The organism is Paraburkholderia sp. AV2 (assembly GCF_054968425.1).
This window is the reverse complement of the sequence record NZ_JBANLK010000004.1, coordinates 162,177-183,821: the sequence shown is the minus strand read 5'-3', so window position 1 is coordinate 183,821 and position 21,645 is coordinate 162,177. Positions and strand designations below refer to the sequence as shown.

17 protein-coding genes are annotated in these 21,645 nt (G+C 66.8%); 6 read left to right on the top strand and 11 right to left on the bottom strand.

Annotation, left to right across the window (positions count from 1 at the left end; genetic code table 11):
* Positions 1 to 266: 266 nt before the first annotated feature.
* Positions 267 to 1,211 (top strand): LysR family transcriptional regulator, encoded by a 945-nt coding sequence (locus V8683_RS04960; protein ID WP_411187168.1) that lies wholly within the window; start codon positions 267 to 269, stop codon positions 1,209 to 1,211.
* 178 nt (positions 1,212 to 1,389) lie between these two features.
* On the opposite strand, the gene V8683_RS04955 is transcribed toward V8683_RS04960, so the two are convergent.
* The 6 genes from V8683_RS04955 to V8683_RS04930 form a co-directional block, all read right to left on the bottom strand.
* Positions 1,390 to 5,106, bottom strand: a complete 3,717-nt coding sequence (locus V8683_RS04955) for an ATP-binding protein (RefSeq protein ID WP_411187170.1) — start codon at positions 5,104 to 5,106, stop codon at positions 1,390 to 1,392.
* A 32-nt stretch (positions 5,107 to 5,138) separates the two neighbouring features.
* Positions 5,139 to 5,870: an aquaporin gene (locus tag V8683_RS04950; protein WP_411187172.1), complete on the bottom strand. Its 732-nt coding sequence runs from the start codon at positions 5,868 to 5,870 to the stop codon at positions 5,139 to 5,141.
* Between the two features lie 178 nt (positions 5,871 to 6,048).
* Complete coding sequence (locus tag V8683_RS04945; protein WP_411187174.1) at positions 6,049 to 7,020, bottom strand: threo-3-hydroxy-L-aspartate ammonia-lyase; 972 nt, start codon at positions 7,018 to 7,020, stop codon at positions 6,049 to 6,051.
* Complete coding sequence (locus tag V8683_RS04940; protein WP_411187176.1) at positions 7,017 to 7,679, bottom strand: helix-turn-helix transcriptional regulator; 663 nt, start codon at positions 7,677 to 7,679, stop codon at positions 7,017 to 7,019. The genes V8683_RS04945 and V8683_RS04940 overlap by 4 nt, the downstream gene beginning before the upstream one ends.
* Positions 7,680 to 7,877: 198 nt before the next feature.
* Positions 7,878 to 8,405 carry a single-stranded DNA-binding protein gene (locus tag V8683_RS04935; protein WP_411187178.1) on the bottom strand — a complete coding sequence of 176 codons (528 nt, stop codon included), beginning with the start codon at positions 8,403 to 8,405 and terminating at the stop codon, positions 7,878 to 7,880.
* A 106-nt stretch (positions 8,406 to 8,511) separates the two neighbouring features.
* Positions 8,512 to 9,669 carry an MFS transporter gene (locus V8683_RS04930; protein WP_411190449.1) on the bottom strand — a complete coding sequence of 386 codons (1,158 nt, stop codon included), beginning with the start codon at positions 9,667 to 9,669 and terminating at the stop codon, positions 8,512 to 8,514.
* A gap of 250 nt (positions 9,670 to 9,919) precedes the next feature.
* On the opposite strand from V8683_RS04930, the gene uvrA reads away from it, so the two are divergent.
* Together uvrA and V8683_RS04920 are read left to right on the top strand one after the other, a co-directional pair.
* Positions 9,920 to 12,823, top strand: coding sequence for an excinuclease ABC subunit UvrA (uvrA, locus tag V8683_RS04925; protein WP_411187180.1), 2,904 nt, complete (start codon positions 9,920 to 9,922; stop codon positions 12,821 to 12,823).
* A 140-nt stretch (positions 12,824 to 12,963) separates the two neighbouring features.
* Positions 12,964 to 14,049 carry an AI-2E family transporter gene (locus V8683_RS04920; protein ID WP_411187182.1) on the top strand — a complete coding sequence of 362 codons (1,086 nt, stop codon included), beginning with the start codon at positions 12,964 to 12,966 and terminating at the stop codon, positions 14,047 to 14,049.
* 74 nt (positions 14,050 to 14,123) lie between these two features.
* Here V8683_RS04920 and purU read toward each other — a convergent pair whose 3' ends face one another.
* The 5 genes from purU to V8683_RS04895 all read right to left on the bottom strand — a co-directional run bounded on the left by purU (position 14,124) and on the right by V8683_RS04895 (position 19,229).
* The gene (purU, locus tag V8683_RS04915) at positions 14,124 to 14,993 is read right to left on the bottom strand and encodes a formyltetrahydrofolate deformylase (protein WP_411187184.1); all 870 of its coding nucleotides are present in this window, start codon (positions 14,991 to 14,993) and stop codon (positions 14,124 to 14,126) included.
* A gap of 59 nt (positions 14,994 to 15,052) precedes the next feature.
* The gene (locus V8683_RS04910; protein WP_411187186.1) at positions 15,053 to 15,922 is read right to left on the bottom strand and encodes an NUDIX hydrolase; all 870 of its coding nucleotides are present in this window, start codon (positions 15,920 to 15,922) and stop codon (positions 15,053 to 15,055) included.
* A 6-nt stretch (positions 15,923 to 15,928) separates the two neighbouring features.
* On the bottom strand, positions 15,929 to 16,543 hold the full coding sequence (locus V8683_RS04905; RefSeq protein WP_411187188.1) for a LysE family translocator: 615 nt from the start codon (positions 16,541 to 16,543) through the stop codon (positions 15,929 to 15,931).
* A gap of 24 nt (positions 16,544 to 16,567) precedes the next feature.
* Positions 16,568 to 17,134: an adenine phosphoribosyltransferase gene (locus V8683_RS04900; protein WP_411187190.1), complete on the bottom strand. Its 567-nt coding sequence runs from the start codon at positions 17,132 to 17,134 to the stop codon at positions 16,568 to 16,570.
* A gap of 88 nt (positions 17,135 to 17,222) precedes the next feature.
* Positions 17,223 to 19,229: a cation:proton antiporter domain-containing protein gene (locus V8683_RS04895; RefSeq protein ID WP_411187192.1), complete on the bottom strand. Its 2,007-nt coding sequence runs from the start codon at positions 19,227 to 19,229 to the stop codon at positions 17,223 to 17,225.
* 242 nt (positions 19,230 to 19,471) lie between these two features.
* On the opposite strand from V8683_RS04895, the gene kdsD reads away from it, so the two are divergent.
* From kdsD to lptC, 3 genes are read left to right on the top strand one after another with little or no spacing between them, the layout of a single operon-like run.
* Positions 19,472 to 20,455 carry an arabinose 5-phosphate isomerase KdsD gene (kdsD, locus tag V8683_RS04890; protein WP_411187194.1) on the top strand — a complete coding sequence of 328 codons (984 nt, stop codon included), beginning with the start codon at positions 19,472 to 19,474 and terminating at the stop codon, positions 20,453 to 20,455.
* Positions 20,455 to 21,015, top strand: a complete 561-nt coding sequence (locus V8683_RS04885) for a KdsC family phosphatase (protein ID WP_411187196.1) — start codon at positions 20,455 to 20,457, stop codon at positions 21,013 to 21,015. Before kdsD ends, V8683_RS04885 begins: the two co-directional genes overlap by 1 nt.
* Positions 21,012 to 21,614 carry an LPS export ABC transporter periplasmic protein LptC gene (gene lptC / locus V8683_RS04880; RefSeq protein ID WP_411187198.1) on the top strand — a complete coding sequence of 201 codons (603 nt, stop codon included), beginning with the start codon at positions 21,012 to 21,014 and terminating at the stop codon, positions 21,612 to 21,614. The genes V8683_RS04885 and lptC overlap by 4 nt, the downstream gene beginning before the upstream one ends.
* Positions 21,615 to 21,645: the final 31 nt, after the last annotated feature.

Genomic DNA, 21,645 nt, shown 5'->3' with positions numbered 1-21,645 from the left:
AACGCTCCCGGGCTATCTCGTTTTTATCCATCGGAGCAACGCGCTGCCGTATCCCATTAAAGCGTTGCCTCAAGCCAACACGACTGTTTCGGAACGAGCCGCCGATTCAGACGAGTCCCATTCCTCGGCCACATCGCCTGTCGGTACTATCTGGCTCGAATAGCGCAGGCGTCTTGCGCAATCTCTTCGCACCCTTGCCTCTCCGCGCGCAGCCTGGCGCCGCGCGCATCAGAGTTCTCCATTCGATGTCGCTCCGGCCCAAGTCGATGAATCAACTCCAGGCGATGCGCGTGTTCTTGAGCGTCGCCGAATGCGGCTCGTTTGGCCGCGCCGCCGCCGGCCTCAATCTCTCGAACGCGGTGGTCACGCGCTATGTCGCGCTGCTCGAAACCCATCTGGACACGCGTCTTGTCAATCGCAACACGCGCAGCGTGTCGCTGACGGAGGCGGGTGTGGCGTATGCGGAAGCTTGCAGGCAGGTGATCGACGACCTGGAGCGCGTCGAAGCGCAAATTGCGCACGGCGTATCCGTACCGTCCGGGACCTTGCGCATCGTGGCGCACGCATCGTTCTCGCTGAATCGCCTCACGCCGCTCCTGCAGCGCTTTCTCGAAACCCACCCGAAGGTGCGCGTGAGCCTCACGCTGTTGCACCGGCCCGTCGATCTGATCGAGGAGGGATTCGACGCCGGCATCGTCGTGCCGCGCCAGGTGAGCGGCGGTACGCTGATCCGGCGTCCGCTCGTGACGATCGCGCCGATCGCGGTGGCCGCGCCCGCCTATCTCGCGCGGCGCGGTGTCCCGCGGTGCCCAGCCGAACTCGCGCAGCACACGCTGCTTGCGCCCTCCGCGGACATCCACGGCAACGATTGGCAGTTCGAAACGCCGGAGGGCACCTGCGAAGTGATCCAGGTCGAGCCCACCTACGCGGTCAACGACGCAGTCATGCAACGCCATGCCGTACTGGCGGGCATGGGCATTGCCATCCTTTCCTCGGATCAGGTGGAAGCCGACCTCGCGAGCGGCGCCGTGGTGCGCGTCTTTGCCGGTTACGAAATTCGCGATGCCGACAAGGAACTCTCGCTCGTCTACCCCGGCCGCCGTCATGTCCCGGCAAAGACACGCTCGTTCGTCGACTTCACCGTCGACTGGTTCCGCGGCCAGCCCGCCTCGGCCGCGCCCGCCGCCCAAGATTCCCGGCATTTCCCGTAACAATCAATTGATCGTTTTTGCCTCGATCTTTTTCGGGATAGTGACTACGCTAACCATTGCGAGAAGTGACTCTTCACCGAAGGGTCTCCAACTTTGAACGCGGCTTCGGCCGCGTTTTTTTTGCCCCTTGGCGTCGCTCTTCGTCGCCGCCGACGGCCATCCCCGGCAAACCGGCCGTTCAGGTCAGCAAAGCGGCTTGCTTCTCGATATCGTCCAGCATGGCGCGGCAGGTGCGAACCAGCGCGAGTCCCTCTTCGCGCAGTTGCGCCGGCCTGTGGGTATCCATGTGGCGACGGTAGGTCTCGAGGAGCGCGAGCAGCGCCGGATAGTGAAGCACGCCCACCGCACCGGCAAGGCGATGATGCCATTCGCGCATGCGCGCAATTTCAACCTGTTCGAGCAGCGGCGACAGCGCGTCCAGATCGTCGCGCACTGCCGAAACGAACGACCCCAGCAGCGCCTTGACGGTCGCCTCGCTGCCCCATACCTGAATCATGCGCGTCAGATCGAGCGGTCCGGAATCGCGCGTGCCGGCAGACGCAACGGCCGCCGGGTTGGCGCGCGGCGTGACCGCGGCGCTTTCGTCCAGCAGGCGGTGCGCCCCCCCGGCGCCGAACCAGCCTGCAAGGCGCTCGCGCAGCGTCTCCAACCGCGTCGGCTTGACAAGGCAGTCGTCCATGCCCGCGGCGTGGCACAACTGGAGGTTTTCCGGCGCCGTGTTCGCCGTGATGGCAAGAATCGGCAGACGGTGGCCGTCGCTCCGCTCGCGCTCGATCTCCCGTACCCGCCGCGCCAGATCGTAGCCAGATACATTCGGCATATGGCAATCGGTAATCAGGCAGCCATAGCGGTTCTCCTTCATCGCCGCGAGCGCCTCGGCGCCGTCGTTGACGACATCGCAGGCAAAGCCGAGCAGCGCCAGTTGATGGCGAATCAACTCCTGATTCACGGGATGATCTTCCGCAACGAGTATCAGTCGGCCCGCCGCATGCTCCCTTTCGCGCTCGGGCGCGGCGAGGGCCGCTTCGGCGCCGCTCGCAGGATGCGCAGGGACAGCCGGCAGTCCCGCCAGCGCCACCGCGCAGGCAGCGCTCAGCCCGCGCCACGAGAGCGGGTTCACGCTCACGCGCACGCCGTTCTCCGCGATACGGTAGCCAGTGGGCTTCGGCTTGCCGGTCAGGCGGATGACGGGCGCGCCAAGCCTGGGCAAATCGGATACGTACGAGTCGGAGGCAAGAACCAGATCGATCGAGTCCACGAACGAAGCCAGGCTCCGTGCCGGAAATTCGCCGCGCACGTCGCCTGGCAGGCACGTCATGCGCATGCCTAGCGACGTGCCGAAGTGAGTCAGCGCAACCGCCACGCGCGCATCGTCGCAAAGGACCAGCGCGCGCTTGCCGAGCAGTCCGTTCGCATGCGCCGACCGTGCTTCGATCGGCAGCTCGATCTGCAGCGTGAGTGCCGTCCCGCGCCCCGGTTCGCTTTCCAGATCGAGCGCGCCGCCCATGAGCGCCGCCAGCCGGCGGCAGATGGTCAGACCGAGCCCCGTACCGCCGAAGCGGCGCGTCGTCGACGACTCCGCCTGCGTGAACGGCTCGAACAATTTCGCCTGGGCATCCTGAGCAATGCCGATGCCCGTATCAGCAACCACCATCACCAGACGCTGGCATGCCGGCGACGAGGCCGCCGCGCCGACGGGCTGCACGGCCGATACGCTCACGCTCACCTCGCCCGCCGGCGTGAACTTGATCGCATTGCTCAGCAGGTTAAAGAGGATCTGGCGCAACCTCACGCTGTCGCCGCGCAGCCTCGCGGCCACCTCGGAGCCGACGTCCACGCGCATCGTCAGGCCCTTCTCGTGCGCACGCTGCGCCAGCAGGCCGACCGCGTTGTCGACGAGCGCGCGCACCTCGAACGGCTCGCTGACGATAACGAGCCGCCCAGCCTGGATCTTCGAATAATCGAGCAGATCGTCGAGTATCTGAAGCAGCGCCCCTGCCGACTCATGCACCATGTCGATCATCCGAGTCTGGTCGGCGTCGAGCGGCGTGCGCTCGAGCACCTCCACGAGGCCAAGCACGCCGTTCATCGGCGTGCGGATCTCGTGGCTCATCATCGCGAGGAAATCGTCCTTCGCGCGCGATCCCGCCTCGGCGAGATCGCGTGCGCGCGCGATGGTTTGCTCGACGCGGCGGCGGCGGCGCACCTCGCGCTGAAGCAGAACGTAGGCGCGCAGCGTGACCAGCAGCACCACCCCGAAGGCGATCACGAATGGCAACAGCCGCAGCGCGTTGACGCTCCAGCGCTGGGTATGGCCCGCGGCGCCCGTCGTCCAGCGGTTGCGGATCTGCTGGCGCTCGTCAGGCGGCATCGCCGCGAGCGAGCGGTCGATGAGCGCCGCGAGCGGCGCCAGGTCGCGGCGCACGGCGAAGCCCACAGCATCGTCGACGGCGAGCGTGCCGAGCACCTTGAGCGATCCGGCGTACTGACGGCTGAGCGGCACGTCGAGCGCCGCCGCATTGCCGATCGCCACGTCCGCCTGGTCGTGAGCCACCATCCAGAGCGCGGCTTCGACGCTTGCCGCGCGCAGGGTGCTCACGGCGGGCGGGTCGGCGGCGAGTTGGGCGAGACCGGGGGTGTGCGGCGCGAACACGATGCGACGCCCCGAGAAGTCGTCTACACCGCGTGCCATCGGCTCGTCGCGACGGCCCACGAGCACGAGCGGATAACGCTCCAGCGGTTGCGTCGACACCGCGTTTGCGCCGGCGACTTCGTCATGCAAGGAAGTCGCGAGCAACGCGAGGTCGCCGTGGCGAAACGGCTCGGCGGCGCGCACCCAGATGGAGACCGGCACGCGCTCGAACACCACGCCGAGCGTGCTGCGCAGGTAGTCGAGATAGTCATTCGCAATGCCTTCCGGGCGCTGCGCGCCGCCGATGAAGCTGAACGGCGGCCAGTCGGCGTCGACACCGACTTTCAACGGCGGCAGCGCGCGCAGCCACGCGCGCTCGGCACGGGTAAGCGTGAACGTGGGCGCTGCGGGCATCGGTCCGGCCGCGCCGTCGAGCCAGCGCGCGCGTACGCCGCTCGCGGCGGCGGGACGCACGCTGGCCAGCGCCATGTTCAGCCGGTCGCGCAGAGCGCCCTTCGAAGCGGGTACGGCGAAGCGCAGATCGCGCAGACGCAGGCGCTCCGTGCAGGCAATGCGCAGCATCCGGAAAGCGTCGAGTGAAAGCCGGTAGCGCACGACCGGAGCGAAGCCCGCATAGACGTCCGCCGTGCCTGTGGCGACGGCCCGCAGCGCCTCATCCGTGCTGCCATAGGAACGAATGTCGGCGAGCGGAAAACGTTCGCGCAGGACCGGCTCCAGCGCATACCCTCGCTCGACCGCGAGACGCGCGTGACCGAGTTGCCGCGCCGCCGTGACAACCCCCTCGTTGCCCTCATGCGTGACGAAGACGGTCGAGCCGCTCAGATACGGCGCCGTGAACGCGAGACACCGCTCTCGCAGCGGCGAGCGCGCAAGACTCATGATCACGTCGACCTCGCCGGCGCAGGCCCCGGCAAGCAAGGCAGGCATGTCGTGATAAATACGCGGTTCGAGCGTCACGCGGGCGCCGACGGCAAGACGCAGATAGTCGGCGCTGAAGCCGGTGAGCGTGCCGCCGTCGAGCACGTCGAGCGGCGGCCAGCCGCCGGCAACGACGCCGACGATCAGCTTCGAGGGAAATGACGGCGTCTCGCCCGCCATGGAGACGGCAGGCGGCGCACTCGCCTCGCCGGCCGAAGCACCCGCCCGCGCGGCGCCAGGCGCGAGCGCCACCGCGAGCATCAGCGCAGCGAAGACCAGGAACGCGCGACGCGAGTACACAGCCGCCAGAGCGTAGCCGGACATGCGCGCGAGCGCTTTCATCTGCGCGGTGTGGGTCAGGCTTCTGCGTCACCGGGTTGCCGCGCCGCCGCACGCCGTATCCGCGCGTAACGATGGCACAGCCCCGCGCCGATCGCTCCCGCCATCGGCGCGGCCCAGAAGAGCCAGAGCTGGTCGAGCGCCCAGTCGCCGACGAACAACGCCGGGCCGCTCGAGCGCGCCGGATTGATGCCGCCGTTGCTGACGGGAATGCCGATGAGATAGATCACCGTGAGCGCGATACCCAGCGCCACGGGCGCCGATCTGCGCCGCTCGGGCGAAGCCGACATGAGCAGGTGCATCGAGACGAACATGAACGTCAGAACGCACTCCACCATGAGCACCGCGCCGAACGCGTAGTCGCAGGGCGAATGTTCGTCGTAGCCGTTGGCGCCGAACTCCGAAACGGAAAGCGCAAACCCCGGCCGCCCGCCGGCGACCCATGCGAGCAAAGCCGCGCCGGCGATCGCACCGGCTGTCTGTGCCGCGATGTAGGGCGCCAGGTCGCGCACGGGAAAACGCCGCGCGACGGTGTAGCCTACAGTGACAGCGGGATTGAAATGGGCACCGGCCCCATGGCCTGCGGCGAAACTGGCAACCGCAAGCGCCAGCCCGAATGACGCCGCCATCTCGAATATGCTCCAGCCCTGAGCAGGCATACTGGCATTGAGCGCCACACTCGAGCAGCCCGCGAATACGAGCCACGCCGTCCCGGCGCCTTCCACCGCCAACCGCATACCGAGCTTCATCGTTCCGTCTCCGCTTCACGCGCCGCCCCGGCCGGCAGGAATCGCGCTGCTCGCGTGACGACGTACGACAATTCACTCACTGAGTCTGGAATTATCGTGAGCGCCTGTCCGTCATCGGATAGGACAAGTCTTAAAAGACACGAGGAGACAACGGATCGATGAGTGCAACGATCTTGGCTTATGCCGGTGCGCCGACCAGCTCCGCAAAGCGCAGCAGATCGACGTTACCGCCCGACACGACGATCCCCACACGCTTGCCGCGTACGTCAAGTTTCTGCGCAAACACCGCTGCCGCCGCGAGACAGCCCGTCGGCTCGACGACGATCTTCATGCGGCTCGCGAAAAACTTCATCGTCTCGACAAGTTCGGCATCGCTCACCGTGACGATCTCGGCCACGCGCTCGCGGATCACTGCGAAGGTGTACTGACCGAGATGCTGCGTCTGCGCGCCATCGGCGAGCGTCTTCGGCGTGTCGATATGGACGATCGAGCCGCTCTGCAGGCTGCGCTGGCCGTCGTTGCCGGCCTCGGGCTCCACGCCGATCACCGTGCAGGCGGGCGCCAGCGCGTGCGCCGCCGTCGCGCAGCCCGACAGCAGGCCGCCGCCGCCGAGCGGCACGAACAGCATGTCGAGCGCGCCCGCCTCTTCGAAGAGTTCCTTCGCGGCCGTGCCCTGGCCAGCCATCACGTGCGGATGGTCGTACGGCGGAATCAGCGTGAGGCCGCGCTCCGCCGCGAGCCGCTTGCCGAGCGCCTCGCGGTCCTCGGTGTAGCGGTCGTAAAAAATGACTTCGCCGCCGTAGCCGCGCGTCGCTTCGACCTTGATGGCGGGCGCGTCGTTCGGCATCACGATCACGGCCTTCACGCCAAGCAGCTTCGCCGACAGCGCGATCGCCTGCGCATGGTTGCCCGACGAGAACGTGATGACGCCGCCCGCCTTCTGCTCGGGCGTGAACTGCGCGATGGCGTTGTAGGCGCCGCGAAACTTGAACGCGCCCATGCGCTGGAAACTTTCGCACTTGAAGAAGAGCTCCGCGCCGACGCGCTCGTTGGCCGTGCGCGAGGTCAGCACCGGCGTGCGGTGCGCAATGCCGCGAATGCGCTCGTGCGCGGCGGCGACGTCTTCGAAGGAAATCGGCAAGGTGCTCATGATCGGTCTTCCGTGGGCAAATAGGTGTAGACGGTCGAACGGGCGACGCCCAGTGTACGCGCCACCTCGGCGTGAGCGTGGCGCAGGTTGAGAAGGCCGCTTTCGGCCAGTTCGCGCACGGCTGCGCGGCGCTGCGCCAGCGTCATGCCGATGGGCGTGGTGTTGCGCGCCGCGGCGAAGCGCTCGAGCGCGGCGCGCACGTCGTCGCCCGTGCGCGGCCAGAGCGTTTCGGGCACGGGCGCGGCGGCGTCGGTGCGCATCAATTGCCCGAGACCCGCCGTGACCGCGCCGAGCAGGGACACGTCCATGTTCAGGCAGAGCGCGGCGACGTACTCGCCAGCGCTGTTCTTCAGGCCGATCGACGTGCTCTTGACCGGACGGCCGTCGGGAAACGCATTCGGATAGTTGGGCACGACCTCGGGAAAGCCGGGGTTGGTGATGCGCGCGAGCCCCATCTCGGTGACGGCATCGCCGACCTGACGGCCCGAGAGATTGTTCGCGATCGCCACGACCGAATGCTCCGGCCTCGTGAGGTCATGCAGCACGACCTCGACAAGCGGCGCGAGCGTCTGGCCAAGCGCCTCGACGATCTTGCGGCCCTCGCGCAGGAGGAGCGCGTTTTCGCTTGCGTGCGGATCTGTGTGTTTCGATTTCGTCATGAATGACATTTTGACTATTTACGACAAAATGTCAATTTCGGGACGACGTGTGCTGCGAAGAGGTGTGCGGAAAACCCGTTCCCGGCGGATGGATATGAAAAAGAAAAGCCCCAGATTCCACACTGCGCAGGCGTGCCTGCAAGCGCGAATCCGGGGCCGGGAGTCTGTTGCCGGAAGGCCTGGCCCGGCTGCTTCCCTTCAGAACGGAATATCGTCGTCCATTTCGTCGAAGCCGCCGCCAGCCGGCGCGCTCGGACGGCCGCCACCACCGCCGCCGCTCGGGCGCGAAGCGCCGCCGCCCGAAGCGCGGCCGCCGCCGCGCGGCTGTTCGGCCGGCTGGCGGCTATAGCCGCCGTCGTCGCCCATGTCGCCGCCCATCGAGGCGCCGCCGCTGCGGCCGCCCAGCATCTGCATCTGGTCCGCGACGATTTCGGTCGAATAGCGGTCCGTGCCGTCCTGCGCCTGCCATTTGCGCGTGCGGATGCGGCCCTCGATGTACACCGACGAGCCCTTCTTGAGGTACTCCGAGACGATCTCGGCGAGGCGCCCGAAGAACGACACGCGGTGCCACTCGGTCATTTCCTTGAATTCGCCCGAGGCCTTGTCCTTGTACCGGTCGGTCGTAGCGAGACGGATGTTCGCCACGGCATCGCCGCTCGGCAGATAGCGCACTTCCGGATCGGCGCCGAGATTGCCGACGAGAATGACCTTGTTCACGGATGCCATGAATTTCTCCTGTTGATTCCGTTGCGAGAAGCGGCCGCGCGGCGCGCGTGCGGGCAACCGCCATCGCCGCGTGCAGGCCGCCTCCGCAAAAACTGTTCGACCGATGTCAGGCGCGTTTGACCGGCGCCTTCATATTGGCCGCGATTATAAGCCAGCACAACACGAGCCCAGAGCACGTGTAGAACACGGCGCTCGCCCCGTCGTGCTTGAGGAGCCACCCGCCCACCACGCCGCCGAGCGCAAGACCGATCGACTGCGTGGTGTTGTAGACGCCCGTGGCCGCGCCCTTGCGCGCGCCCGGCGCAAGCTTCGAGACGAGCGACGGCTGCGACGCCTCCAGAATATTGAACCCGAGGAAGTACACGAACAGCACGGCTGCCACAACCATAATGGTATGCGTCAGCGAGCCGAGCAACAGTTGGCCGATCAGGATAAGCCCAATGGCCGAGAGCAGCACGGCCTTCATCTTGCCCCGTTTTTCAGCCGCAATGATGGCCGGAACCATGAGCACGAACGAGAGGCCCATCACCGGCAGATAGATCTTCCAGTGCGAGGCGACCGGCAGCCCCGCATCCACCAGCAGGCGCGGCACGACGAGAAAGAGCGCCGTCTGCGTGGCGTGCAGCACGAGCACGCCGAAGTTCAGGCGCAGCAGCTCCACGTTGTGCAGCACCTCGGCGAACGGTGCGCGCACGTGCACGGGCTTCGGCGCATTGGGCACCACCCACAGCACCACGCCCACCGCGAGGATCGAGAACACGCCGACGAGCGCGAAGAGCCCGCTCATGCCCACCCACTGATACACGATCGGCGCGCCCACGATCGCCACGGCGAACGACATGCCGATCGAGCCGCCCACCATCGCCATGGCCTTGGTGCGGTGCTCCTCGGCCGTGAGGTCGGCGATGAACGCGAGCACGGCGGAGGAAATCGCGCCCATGCCCTGGATCACCCGGCCGACGATGATCCATGCGATGTCGTGCGCGCCGGCCGCCACGAAGCTGCCGACGGCGAAGATCACGAGGCCGGCGACGATCACGGGCTTGCGGCCCAGCTTGTCGGAAAGCCAGCCGTAGAAGATGTACAGGAGCGACTGCGTGACGCCGTACGCACCGAGCGCAATGCCGACGAGCAGCACGTTGTCGCCGCCGGGGATCGTTTTCGCGTAGACCGAAAACACCGGCATGATCATGAAGAGGCCCAGCATGCGCAGCGCGAAGATCGAGGCGAGCGACAGGGTTGCGCGCCGTTCGGGCGCGCTCATGCGGGTAGAGGTGGCGGACGGATTGGACATCGGGGAACGTGTTCTGATTGGGCCGTCGCTGCCCGCGCGTGCTGGTGCGGCGCCGCCGCATTGCGCAGCGCGCCCACGGCCGCGCGACGCTCCCGAAACCTCCGCGGTTGCCCCTTCGGTTGTCGCTTCGAAGGCCCGCGAAGACCGTCGGCAAGCCGTAACGGCGGTCTGGAAAAGTCGTTATAGTAGCAGGTTTAGCCTCCCCTTCTCCCGCAGGTTCATGGAACAAATCCGTATCCGTGGGGCCCGAACCCACAACCTGAAGAACGTCAATCTGGACCTGCCGCGCCACCAGCTCGTGGTGATCACCGGGCTTTCGGGCTCGGGCAAGTCGTCGCTGGCGTTCGACACCCTTTATGCGGAAGGCCAGCGGCGCTACGTGGAGAGCCTCTCTGCCTACGCCCGCCAGTTCCTGCAATTGATGGAAAAGCCCGACGTCGACCTGATCGAGGGTCTGTCGCCGGCCATTTCCATCGAGCAGAAAGCGACTTCGCACAATCCGCGCTCCACGGTCGGCACGGTCACGGAAATCCACGACTACCTGCGTCTGCTCTATGCGCGCGTGGGCACGCCGTACTGCCCCGATCACGAGATTCCGCTGGAGGCGCAAAGCGTCTCGCAGATGGTGGACGCCGCGCTCTCCTTGCCCGAGGAAACCCGGCTCATGATCCTCGCGCCCGTGGTCGTGGACCGCAAGGGCGAGCACGCCGAACTCTTCGACGACATGCAGGCCCAGGGCTTCGTGCGCTTTCGCGTACGCTCGGGCGGCGGCACGGCCAACGAAGGCGAGGCGAAGATCTACGAGGTGGAGTCGCTGCCGAAGCTCAAGAAGAGCGAGCGCCACACGATCGACGTGGTGGTGGACCGGCTGAAGGTGCGGCCCGACATGAAGCAGCGCCTCGCCGAATCGTTCGAGACGGCGCTGCGCCTCGCCGAAGGCCGCGCGATCGCGCTCGAAATGGACACGGACAAGGAGCACCTGTTCAGCTCGAAGTTCGCCTGCCCGATCTGCTCGTACTCGATTCCCGAGCTGGAGCCGCGCCTCTTCTCGTTCAACAACCCGATGGGCGCCTGCCCCGAGTGCGACGGCCTCGGCCAGATCACGTTCTTCGACCCGAAGCGCGTCGTGGCGCACCCCTCGCTCTCGCTCGCGGCAGGCGCCGTGAAGGGCTGGGACCGGCGCAACCAGTTCTACTTCCAGATGCTGCAGAGCCTTGCGGCGTTCTACGACTTCGATATCGACACGGCGTTCGAAGACCTGCCCGAGAAGGTGCGCAAGATCCTGCTCTACGGCTCGGGCAAGCAAGAAATCCCGTTCTCGTACATCAACGAGCGCGGGCGCACCTCGGTGCGCGAGCACGTATTCGAAGGCATCATCCCGAACCTCGAACGCCGCTACCGCGAAACCGACTCCGTGGCCGTGCGCGAAGAGCTCGCAAAGTACCAGAACAATCAGCCCTGCCCGCATTGCGAGGGCACGCGCCTGCGCCGGGAAGCGCGTTTCGTCCGTATTGGTTCAAATGCGGGCTCGAACGAGGATGCACGCGCCATCTATGAAGTGAGCGGCTGGCCGTTGCGCGACGCGCTCGGCTACTTCCAGACGCTGCGGCTCGAAGGCGCGAAGCGCGAGATCGCCGACAAGGTCGTCAAGGAGATCGTCGCGCGCCTCATGTTCCTCAACAACGTGGGCCTCGACTATCTGTCGCTCGAACGCAGCGCCGAAACGCTCTCGGGCGGCGAGGCGCAGCGCATCCGCCTCGCCTCGCAGATCGGCTCGGGCCTCACCGGCGTGATGTACGTCCTCGACGAACCGTCGATCGGCCTTCACCAGCGCGACAACGACCGCCTCATCGCCACGCTCAAGCACCTGCGCGACCTCGGCAACTCGGTGATCGTCGTCGAGCACGACGAGGACATGATCCGCATGGCCGACTACGTCGTCGACATGGGGCCGGGCGCGGGCGAGCACGGCGGGATGGTGATTGCGCAAGGCACGCCGGGAGAGGTGGAGCACGACCCGGCTTCGATGACGGGCCAGTACCTGAGCGGCACGCGCCGCATCGAGTACCCCGACGAGCGCAAGGAGGCCGACGAGCGGCGCCTGCGCATCGTGGAAGCCTACGGCAACAACCTCAAGCGCGTGACGCTCGACCTGCCGGTGGGCTTGCTCACCTGCGTGACGGGCGTTTCGGGCTCGGGCAAGTCCACGCTCATCAACGACACGCTCTACCACGCGGTCTCGCAGCATCTGTACGGTTCGTCGGCGGAACCGGCGCCGTTCGAGGCGATCGAGGGCATGGAGCACTTCGACAAGGTGATCAACGTCGACCAGTCGCCGATCGGCCGCACGCCGCGCTCGAACCCGGCCACCTACACGGGCCTCTTCACGCCGATCCGCGAACTGTTCGCGGGCGTGCCGGCGGCCAAGGAGCGCGGCTACGAGTCGGGCCGCTTCTCGTTCAACGTGAAGGGCGGCCGCTGCGAAAGCTGCCAGGGCGACGGCGTGCTGAAGGTGGAAATGCACTTCCTGCCCGACGTCTACGTGCCCTGCGACGTCTGCCACGGCAAGCGCTACAACCGCGAGACGCTGGAGATCCTGTACAAGGGCAGGAACATCAGCGAAGTGCTCGACATGACGGTCGAGGCCGCCTACGAGTTCTTCAAGGCGGTGCCGGTGGTGGCCCGCAAGCTCAAGACGCTGCTGGACGTGGGCCTCGGTTACATCCGGCTCGGCCAGTCGGCCACCACGCTCTCGGGCGGCGAGGCGCAGCGCGTGAAGCTCTCGCTGGAACTTTCCAAGCGCGACACCGGCCGCACGCTGTATATACTCGACGAGCCGACCACGGGCCTGCACTTCCACGACATCGCCCTGCTGCTGGAGGTGATCCACCGGCTCCGCGACCAGGGCAACACGGTGGTGATCATCGAGCATAATCTCGATGTCATCAAAACCGCCGACTGGGTCGTGGACATGGGCCCCGAGGGCGGCGCGGGCGGCGGCCAGATCGTCGCCCAGGGCACGCCCGAGCAGGTGGCGAAGTCGAAAGCGAGCTTCACGGGCCGCTATCTGGCGCCGCTCCTCAAGCGCCAGGCGGACGCGGCAACGGCATCGGCCGGCCGGTAGCACGACAACGGGGTCGCCCGGGGGAAACGCGCAGGAAAGCGCGCGCGGGCAGCAAGAACGAAGCAGTAGATCGACGGGAAAACCGCGCGACAGGGAAACCGCGCGTTTCCCATGGATCGGCAAACGGGTACACCGAATTTATGGTCAAGCGCAACGAAGCCACCGACGACAAACCGGTGCGCGACCTCAGGCCGCGTCCGGTCAGGCTGACGAGCGACATGAGCCTGCCGAAGCTCTCCGCCGTGGAGACAGGCAGCTACATCGCGGCCGTTGTCGGCATGTGGGCAGTCCTGCAACTGAACCTGCTCGGCGCACTGCTCGCGGGTGCGCTCGTGTTCCAGCTCGTCCATACGATCTCGCCGCTCATCGAACGGCGCATGTCGAGCCACCGGGCTCGCTGGGCAGCCGTGGTGCTGCTGTCGATCGTGATCGTGGGCACGTTGACGGGCCTTATCGTCGGCGTTATCGAGCACTTCGAGGACGACGTGCCGAGCGTGCAGAAAGTCATGGGCCAGATGATGGCCTTCGTCGACCAGGCGCGCGGCCGCATACCCGAGGCCGTCGCCGCCTACCTGCCCGTGGACGTGGACCAGATGAAGGTCAAAGCGTTCTCGCTCATGCACGAGCATGCCAACCAGATCCAGCAGGGCGGCAAGAACGCGGCGCGCATCTTCGGGCGTATCGTGATCGGCATGATCATCGGCGCCATCATCGCCATCGGCGCGCAGAAGAATGCGCAGCGCCTGCCGCTCTCCACGGCGTTCGTCACGCGCGTCGCCCGCTTCTCCGACGCGTTTCGCCGCATCGTCTTCGCGCAGGTGAAGATTTCGGCCATCAACACCGTGTTCACCGCCCTCTTCCTGCTGCTAGCGCTGCCGATCTTCCACGCGCCGCTGCCGCTCGCGAAGATGCTGGTCGTGGTGACCTTCGTGGTGGGTCTTTTGCCGGTGATCGGCAACCTGATCTCGAACACGCTGATCGTTGCCATCGCGCTGACCGTGAGCCTGCCCGCCGCCGTCACCGCGCTCGTGTTCCTGATCGTGATCCACAAGCTCGAATACTTCCTGAACGCGCGCATCGTCGGTGGGCAAATCGAGGCGCGCACGTGGGAGCTGCTCGTCGCGATGCTCGTGATGGAAGCGGCGTTCGGCATCCAGGGCGTGATCGCCGCGCCCATCTTCTACGCGTATATCAAGCGCGAACTGATCTATCTGCGGCTGGTTTAGCGGCACGCGCAACAAAAAACCGGCTCCCTTGCAGGTTAGCCGGCTTTTTTTACGCCTGTGCGCGCCGCAAAAGCTTAACGGAACACCACCGTCTTGTGCCCATTGAGCACGATGCGATGCTCCGTATGCCACTTCACCGCGCGAGCGAGCGTGACGCACTCCACGTCGCGGCCGATCGCCGAGAGCTGGTCCGGCGTCATGCTGTGATCCACGCGCTCCACTTCCTGCTCGATGATCGGGCCTTCGTCCAGATGGCTCGTCACGTAGTGCGCCGTCGCGCCAATCAGCTTCACGCCGCGGTCGAACGCCTGGTAATATGGCTTCGCGCCCTTGAAGCTCGGCAGGAACGAGTGATGGATGTTGATCGCGCGGCCTTCCAGTGCGTCGCACAACTGCGGCGAGAGAATCTGCATGTAGCGCGCGAGCACCACGAGGTCGGCGCGCTCGTTCTTCACCACTTCCAGCACGCGCGCTTCCTGCGCGGCCTTGCCTTCGTCCGTGGCGTTCAGCAGCGGGAAATGATGGAACGGAACGTTGTAGCTCGCCGCGAGCTGATAGAAGTCCTTGTGATTCGAGATGATCGCAGGGATCTCGATCGACAGTTGCCCCGTGCGGTAGCGGAACAGCAGATCGTTCAGACAGTGGCCGATCTTCGACACCATGATGACGACGCGCGGCTTCACGCTCGCGTCGTGCAGCTCCCAGCGCATGCCGAACTCCTGCGCGAGCGGCGCGAAGACTTCGCGCAAGCCGTCGAGCCCGGGATCGCCGCCCACCTGCTGGAAGTGGACGCGCATGAAGAACTCGCCCGTGTGGCTGTCGCCGAACTGCGCCGAATCGAGAATGTTGCTGCCGCGCTCGAACAGGAAGCCCGAGACGGCGTGAACGATGCCGGGCCGGTCGGCGCACGACAGTTTCAGAATAAAGCTGTGATCGGTCGACATGACCTTGGTAACTCCCTTCAAATCTTCAGCAGGGCTGATGCCTAAAGAACCGAGCCCTTTCACAGCATCGGCGGTTCGAAGATCGCGGCAATGCCCACGCACGCGTCTTCGTCGATCCAGCGGCGTCGCAGCAGGCAGTCGAGCGTCGCGAGGCTCGCATCCACGGTCATTACGCCTTCCTCGATCCAGCGCGCCGTTTCGTCGATGCGCGCGAGACGGTGCTCGCCCACTTCGCCATCCTGATTGTGCGGAACGAAATCCTCGGGCAGCGCGAGATCGTAGATGAAGATCTGCTCGGCCTGGGTGCCCTCGGGCAAGGACTGCAACACGTGGGCCGTGCGGCCCGGAACGGCGCGCGAGGCGAGCGCCGCCTCGATGCCCGCCTCTTCCCAGCACTCCTTGACGATCGTGGCCTCGATCCCGAAGCCCCAGCCGATGCCGCCCGCCACCACGTTGTCGAGCATGCCGGGGTCGGTGGCCTTGGTGTCGCTGCGGCGCGCGATCCAGAGCTGCGGCGCGCCGGGTGACGACGACCCCGACGACGACCCGGCGTATTCTACGACGCCGTTCAGGTGCACCGCGTACGTCATCGTCCCGAAGAAGCGCGACGCGGCGCGTTCGATGTACGCGAGCGGCGGCGCGTCGAAGGTGTTGCGGATCGCGTAGGTCTCGTCGCGCCAGCCCGGAATGCGGCCTTCGGCGGCCAGCGCGCCGATCACGGCGCCGAGCGCCGCGCTGCGCGCCGTCGGGTTGTCGAATTTCGCGGACAAGGTCACGCGTACACCGTCGACTTCGAAGACGTCGGGCCAGCGGGCCAGCAACCGGGCATCGGGCAGGCGGATCCAGCCGACGCGTTCCGCGCCGATCCAGAACGGCAAATGGGCGCTCGCGTCGAAGCGGCGTGCGGCGCTGATGCAGGGCAAGGTCATGGCGTATCAGTCACGCAGCGCGACACGGATGCCGATGGCGATGAACGTGACGCCCGCGAGGCGGTCGAGCCATACGCCCGCGCGCGGCCGGCGCTTGAGCCAGCCGCCGATGGTGCCGGCGCACAGGCCGAAGACCGAGAACACCACAACGGTCTGCAGCATGAACAGCAGGCCCAGTTCGAGCATCTGCAGCGTCACGGCCTGCGCGCCGTGCGGATCGACGAACTGCGGCAGGAACACGACGAAAAAGAGCGTGACCTTCGGATTCATCATGTTGCCGAGCACGCTCTGGCGGAAAACCGTTGAGAGCGGCTGGCGCGGACGGTCGCCCGCGGCGGCGAGACCCTGGCTGCGCAGCGCCTTGATGCCGATCCAGATCAGGTACGCGGCGCCCGCGAGCTTGAGAATCTGGAACGCCACGGGGGACGAGCGCAGCACGGCGGCAATGCCAAGCGCGGCAAGCGTGGTGTGGAACGTGATGCCCGCGGCAAAGCCGAGCGCGGCGACGAGGCCCGCGGCGCGGCCCTGCGAGATGCCGCGCGCGAGCACCTGGAGGTTGTCCGGGCCGGGCGCGAAGGTAATGGCGATCGAGGTCGCGAGAAACAGGGCGAAATTGGGCATGGGATCAGTTTCCGCGATCAGTGATCAGTGGCCGCCAAAGGACGTCACGGTATAGAGCTGCAGGCCCGCATCGGCGAGCAGCTTCGAGCCGCCCAGGTCCGGCAGGTCGATGATCGCCGCGCCTTCCACGACCGTTGCGCCAAGGCGCTCCAGCAGCAGCTTGCCCGCCAGCATCGTGCCGCCGGTGGCGATCAGGTCGTCCACGATCACCACGCGGTCGCCCTTGCCGCAGGCGTCCTCGTGGATCTCGACGGTCGCCGTGCCGTATTCGAGCGTGTAGGTCTCGGAAACCGTCTTGTACGGCAGCTTGCCGATCTTGCGGATCGGCACGAAGCCCACACCCAGTTCATAGGCGACGATCGGCCCGATGATGAAGCCGCGCGCGTCGAGGCCCGCGATGTAGTCGAGCTTCGCGTCCACATAGCGCTCCACGAAGAGATCGATCAGGACCCGCAGGCCCTTCGCGTCGCCGATGAGCGGCGTGATATCGCGAAACTGCACTCCCGGCTGAGGCCAGTCGGGCACCGTGCGGATCAGGTTCTTCACGAACTGCGCGGTTTCGGCGGGCGCGTTCGCAGGTGCGTTGGACATGATTTCTCCGGGTAGTCTCAGGAATGATCAGGCGTGAAAAACAGGCGATACGGTTTTGGGGCCGGATAACTCCGGCCACCGGCTGCGCTCAGACCGCCGTAGCGCCGGCGCCGGCCCTGCGGTGCCGCGACAGCCGCTCCTCGGCCTCGGCCAGTTGCTCGGGCAGGCCGCGCAGCACGACGATATCGTTCTCGCGCAGCTTCGTCGACGGATCGGGCTCGACGCCGCGAATCCCGTGCCGGCGGATCGCCGTCACCTCGACGCCGATCTCGGCAAGCCCCAGCTCGGCGAGCGTGCGGCCCACGGCGTCGGCGCGCTCGTCGACCGGTACGGATTGTAGCCGCACCTGCTCGTGACCGTCCTCGCCCACATCGTCCGTGCCGTGGAAGTAGCCGCGCAGGAGGCTGTAGCGCTCGTCGCGCAACTCCTCCACGCGGCGCACCACGCGCCGCATCGGCACGCCCATCAGCACCAGCATGTGGGAGGCGAGCATCAGGCTGCCCTCGACGATCTCCGGAATCACCTCGGTCGCGCCGGCGGCCAGCAGGCGTTCGAGATCGGCGTCGTCGACCGTGCGCACGATCACGGGCAGCGTCGGCTCCAGCTCGTGGATGTGATGCAGCACGCGAAACGCCGACGGCGTGTTCGCATAGGTGATCGCCACGGCCGCCGCGCGGTGGATACCCGCGGCGACGAGCGACTCGCGCCGCGCCGCGTCGCCGAACACCACCGACTCGCCCGCCGCAGCCGCGGCCGCCACGCGGTCGGGGTCAAGGTCGAGTGCGACGTACGACAGGCCTTCGTTTTCGAGCATGCGCGCAAGGTTCTGTCCGGCGCGGCCATAACCGCAGACGATGACGTGGCCGCTCTGCTTGAGGCTCTGCGTCGCGATGCGCGTCATCATCAGCGACTGCTGCATCCATTCGGTCGAGGACAGGCGCAGCACGATGCGGTCGGCGTTCTGGATCAGGAACGGCGCGGCGAGCATCGACAGCAGCATCGCGGCGAGGATCGCCTGCAGGAGCGTGGGATCGACGAGATGCTTGTCGAGAATGAGGTTCAGCAGCACGAAGCCGAATTCGCCGGCCTGCGCGAGCCCGAGGCCCGTGCGCATCGCCACGCCCGGCGACGCCCCGAAGAGGCGCGTGAGCGCCGTGATCATGACGGCCTTGAGGACCACCGGGCCGATCAGGAAGGCCAGCACCATCAACGGGTGCTGCCAGATCACGTGCGGATTGAGCAGCATGCCGGTCGTCACGAAGAAGAGCCCGAGCAGCACGTCGCGAAACGGCTTGATGTCCTCTTCCACCTGATGCTTGTACGGCGTTTCGGCGATCAGCATGCCGGCGATGAAGGCGCCGAGCGCGAGCGAGAGGCCGAACTTGTCGGTGATGAACGCGGCGCCGAGCGTGACGAGCAGCACGTTCAGCACGAACAGCTCCTGCGAGCGGCGGCGCGCCACGACGTTGAACCAGCGCGTCATGAACTTCTGCCCGACGATGAGCAGGAGCCCGAGCGCGAACACGATCTTGAGCGCGGCGAGGCCGAGCGACTCCACGAGCGACTTCGAATCGCCGCCGAACGCCGCGATCACGATAAGCAGCGGCACGACGGCCAGATCCTGGAACAGCAGCACGCCGAGAATGTTGCGGCCGTGCTCCGCTTCGATCTCGAGCCGCTCCGCGAGCATCTTGCTGACGATGGCCGTGGACGACATGGCGAGCGCGCCGCCCAGCGCCACGCAGGCCTGCCAGGTGATATGCACCCAGTGTTCGAGCGCGAGCCCGACGAGGAGCGCGACGGCGATGGTTCCGAGCACCTGCGAAAGCCCGAGGCCGAACACCGCGCGGCGCATCGCCCGCAGCTTCGAGAGCGAGAACTCCAGCCCGATCGAGAACATCAGGAACACCACGCCGAATTCGGCGAGATTCTGCGCGCCGTGCGTGTCCGGCACGATGCCGAGCGAGCGCGGCCCGACGAGGATGCCCACGCTCAGATAGCCGAGCATCGGCGGCAGGTTCAGATAACGGAACAGCACGACGCCGACCACCGAGGCGAGCAGCAGGAACAACGTCATTTCCAGCGGGGAGATCATCGTGTGAAGCGTCCTCGTGCGTGGCGTGTACAGCGTGTTCGACCGGCGAAACCGGCGGGTGCATCGGGCCCGCGCCGGGTCGGTCCATGATCGGCGCAAAGCGGGGCGAATGGATAGTGCTGCGAGGGAGCACCGTGAGGTTGGCGCGACGGTCGCGCGAGGCGCCCGGCGGCAGGGCCGCCCGGGGCTTGCCGGCTGGGCGTACCGGCGCGGCGGGCAGACGCCTTTGCTATACTCCGCGAATGATAGCGAAAATCAATGGCGACCGGGCGCTGAAGCTCGCTCGCGACGTGCTCGACATCGAAGCTGACGCCGTGCGCGGGCTTCGCGACCGGCTCGACGACAGCTTCGTCGGCGCGCTCGATCTCATTCTTGGCTGCCGTGGCCGTGTGGTGGTTTCCGGCATCGGCAAATCGGGGCACATTGCCCGCAAGCTGGCCGCCACGCTGGCCTCCACGGGCACCCCCGCCTTCTTCGTCCACCCCGCCGAAGCCAGTCACGGCGACCTCGGCATGGTCACGGCCGAAGACGTATTCGTGGCCCTCTCGAACTCCGGCGAATCGGAAGAGCTGGTCGCGATCCTGCCGCTCGTGAAGCGCATCGGCGCGAAGCTCATCGCCATGACGGGGCGCCCGGGCTCCACGCTCGCGCAACTCTCCGACGTCCATCTGTACGCGGGCGTGGAAAAGGAAGCCTGTTCGCTGAACCTCGCGCCCACCGCCAGCACGACGGCGGCGCTGGCGCTCGGCGACGCGCTCGCGGTCGCGGTGCTCGACGCACGCGGCTTCGGTGCCGACGACTTCGCGCGCTCGCATCCGGGCGGCGCGCTCGGCCGGCGCCTGCTCACCTACGTGCGCGACGTGATGCGCACGGGCGAACAGATGCCGACCGTGCCCGAAAGCGCCACGGTGCGCGACGCCCTGTTCCAGCTCACGGCCATGCGCATGGGCATGACGGCCATCGTCGACGCGGACCAGCGCGTGACGGGCATCTTCACCGACGGCGACCTGCGCCGCGTGCTGGAGCGCGCGGGCGACTTCCGCGATCTGCCGATCACTTCGGTCATGACGCGAGGCCCGCGCACGATCGGCCCCGACCATCTGGCGGTCGAAGCCGTGGAACTCATGGAGCGCCACCGCATCAATCAGTTGCTGGTGGCCGACGCGTCCGGCAAGCTGATCGGCGCGCTCAACATGCACGACCTGTTCTCCAAGAAGGTGATCTGATGGCGGCTCTCTCCGAACTCGACGCGAGTGCGCGCGCGGCGCGCGTGCGTCTGATGATTTTCGACGTCGACGGCGTGCTGACCGACGGCGGCCTCCTGTTCACGGGCGCGGGCGACACCATGAAGGCGTTCAACTCGCTCGACGGCCACGGCGCGAAGCTCCTGCGCGAGGCCGGACTCGACACGGCGATCATCACGGGACGCCGCTCGGAAATCGTGGCGGTGCGCGCGAAGGAACTGCGCATCACGCATCTGTATCAGGGCGTGGAAGACAAGCGCGTCGCGTTCGCGCAGCTGCTGGCCGAAACGGGCATGACGCCCGGACAGTGCGGCTACATGGGCGACGACTGGCCCGATCTCGCCGTGATGCTCCAGTGCGGCTTCGCCGCGGCGCCCGCCAACTCGCACGCCGAGGTGCTCACGCGCGCTCACTATGTCACCACCGCACGCGGCGGCCACGGCGCCGTGCGCGAGGTCACCGATCTGATCCTGCGCGCGCAGAACCGCTACGATGCGATGCTTGCGGCCGCCTGCGCGCCGCATGCCGCGGAGCCCCGATGAACCCGCAGAAGTTCAGTCTCACCTCGCTCGTGCCGGTCGTCTGCGTGGCGGCGCTTGCGCTCTTCACGTGGTGGCTGCTGCAGGCCGTCAAGCCGCACGAGAAGGAAGAGGCGCCGCGCGCGCTCACGCATACGCCCGACTATTTCGCCGACAACTTCTCGGTGTCCGAGCTCGACCAGTCCGGCGCGACGCAGTACCGCCTCACCGCGACGCACATGGTCCATTACGAGGACGACGAGAACAGCGACCTGACGCTGCCGGCCGTGCGGGCGTTCCAGCCCGACAAGCCGATCGTCACCGCTACGGGCCTGCGCGGCACGGTGAACAGCGACGCCTCGATCATCGATTTGTACGACCACGCGCGCATCCTGCGCGCGGCCGGCTACGGCGACCCCGAGATGCAGGCGGATTCCGAACATTTCCACGTGATCGTGAACGACGATGTGATCCTGACCGAAAAGCCGGTTAAACTTCGTCGCGGCCAGTCGGTCATGACGGCCACCAACGGCATGAACTACAACAACGTCACCCGGGTCATCAAGCTCTACGGCAATGTCCGTGGCGCGATCGCTCCGGCTGACTCCGGCGGCTCGTCCTGAACCCCGGGCCGTCCAATCCAGGCGTGACTGC

Bases quoted from the DNA above. Each gene is read 5' to 3' on its own strand.
- V8683_RS04960 (WP_411187168.1), top strand. From the start codon at position 267: ATGAATCAACTCCAGGCGATGCGCGTGTTCTTGAGCGTCGCCGAATGC.
- V8683_RS04955 (WP_411187170.1), bottom strand. From the start codon at position 5,106: ATGTCCGGCTACGCTCTGGCGGCTGTGTACTCGCGTCGCGCGTTCCTG.
- V8683_RS04950 (WP_411187172.1), bottom strand. From the start codon at position 5,870: ATGAAGCTCGGTATGCGGTTGGCGGTGGAAGGCGCCGGGACGGCGTGG.
- V8683_RS04945 (WP_411187174.1), bottom strand. From the start codon at position 7,020: ATGAGCACCTTGCCGATTTCCTTCGAAGACGTCGCCGCCGCGCACGAG.
- V8683_RS04940 (WP_411187176.1), bottom strand. From the start codon at position 7,679: ATGACGAAATCGAAACACACAGATCCGCACGCAAGCGAAAACGCGCTC.
- V8683_RS04935 (WP_411187178.1), bottom strand. From the start codon at position 8,405: ATGGCATCCGTGAACAAGGTCATTCTCGTCGGCAATCTCGGCGCCGAT.
- V8683_RS04930 (WP_411190449.1), bottom strand. From the start codon at position 9,669: ATGAGCGCGCCCGAACGGCGCGCAACCCTGTCGCTCGCCTCGATCTTC.
- uvrA (WP_411187180.1), top strand. From the start codon at position 9,920: ATGGAACAAATCCGTATCCGTGGGGCCCGAACCCACAACCTGAAGAAC.
- V8683_RS04920 (WP_411187182.1), top strand. From the start codon at position 12,964: ATGGTCAAGCGCAACGAAGCCACCGACGACAAACCGGTGCGCGACCTC.
- purU (WP_411187184.1), bottom strand. From the start codon at position 14,993: ATGTCGACCGATCACAGCTTTATTCTGAAACTGTCGTGCGCCGACCGG.
- V8683_RS04910 (WP_411187186.1), bottom strand. From the start codon at position 15,922: ATGACCTTGCCCTGCATCAGCGCCGCACGCCGCTTCGACGCGAGCGCC.
- V8683_RS04905 (WP_411187188.1), bottom strand. From the start codon at position 16,543: ATGCCCAATTTCGCCCTGTTTCTCGCGACCTCGATCGCCATTACCTTC.
- V8683_RS04900 (WP_411187190.1), bottom strand. From the start codon at position 17,134: ATGTCCAACGCACCTGCGAACGCGCCCGCCGAAACCGCGCAGTTCGTG.
- V8683_RS04895 (WP_411187192.1), bottom strand. From the start codon at position 19,229: ATGATCTCCCCGCTGGAAATGACGTTGTTCCTGCTGCTCGCCTCGGTG.
- kdsD (WP_411187194.1), top strand. From the start codon at position 19,472: ATGATAGCGAAAATCAATGGCGACCGGGCGCTGAAGCTCGCTCGCGAC.
- V8683_RS04885 (WP_411187196.1), top strand. From the start codon at position 20,455: ATGGCGGCTCTCTCCGAACTCGACGCGAGTGCGCGCGCGGCGCGCGTG.
- lptC (WP_411187198.1), top strand. From the start codon at position 21,012: ATGAACCCGCAGAAGTTCAGTCTCACCTCGCTCGTGCCGGTCGTCTGC.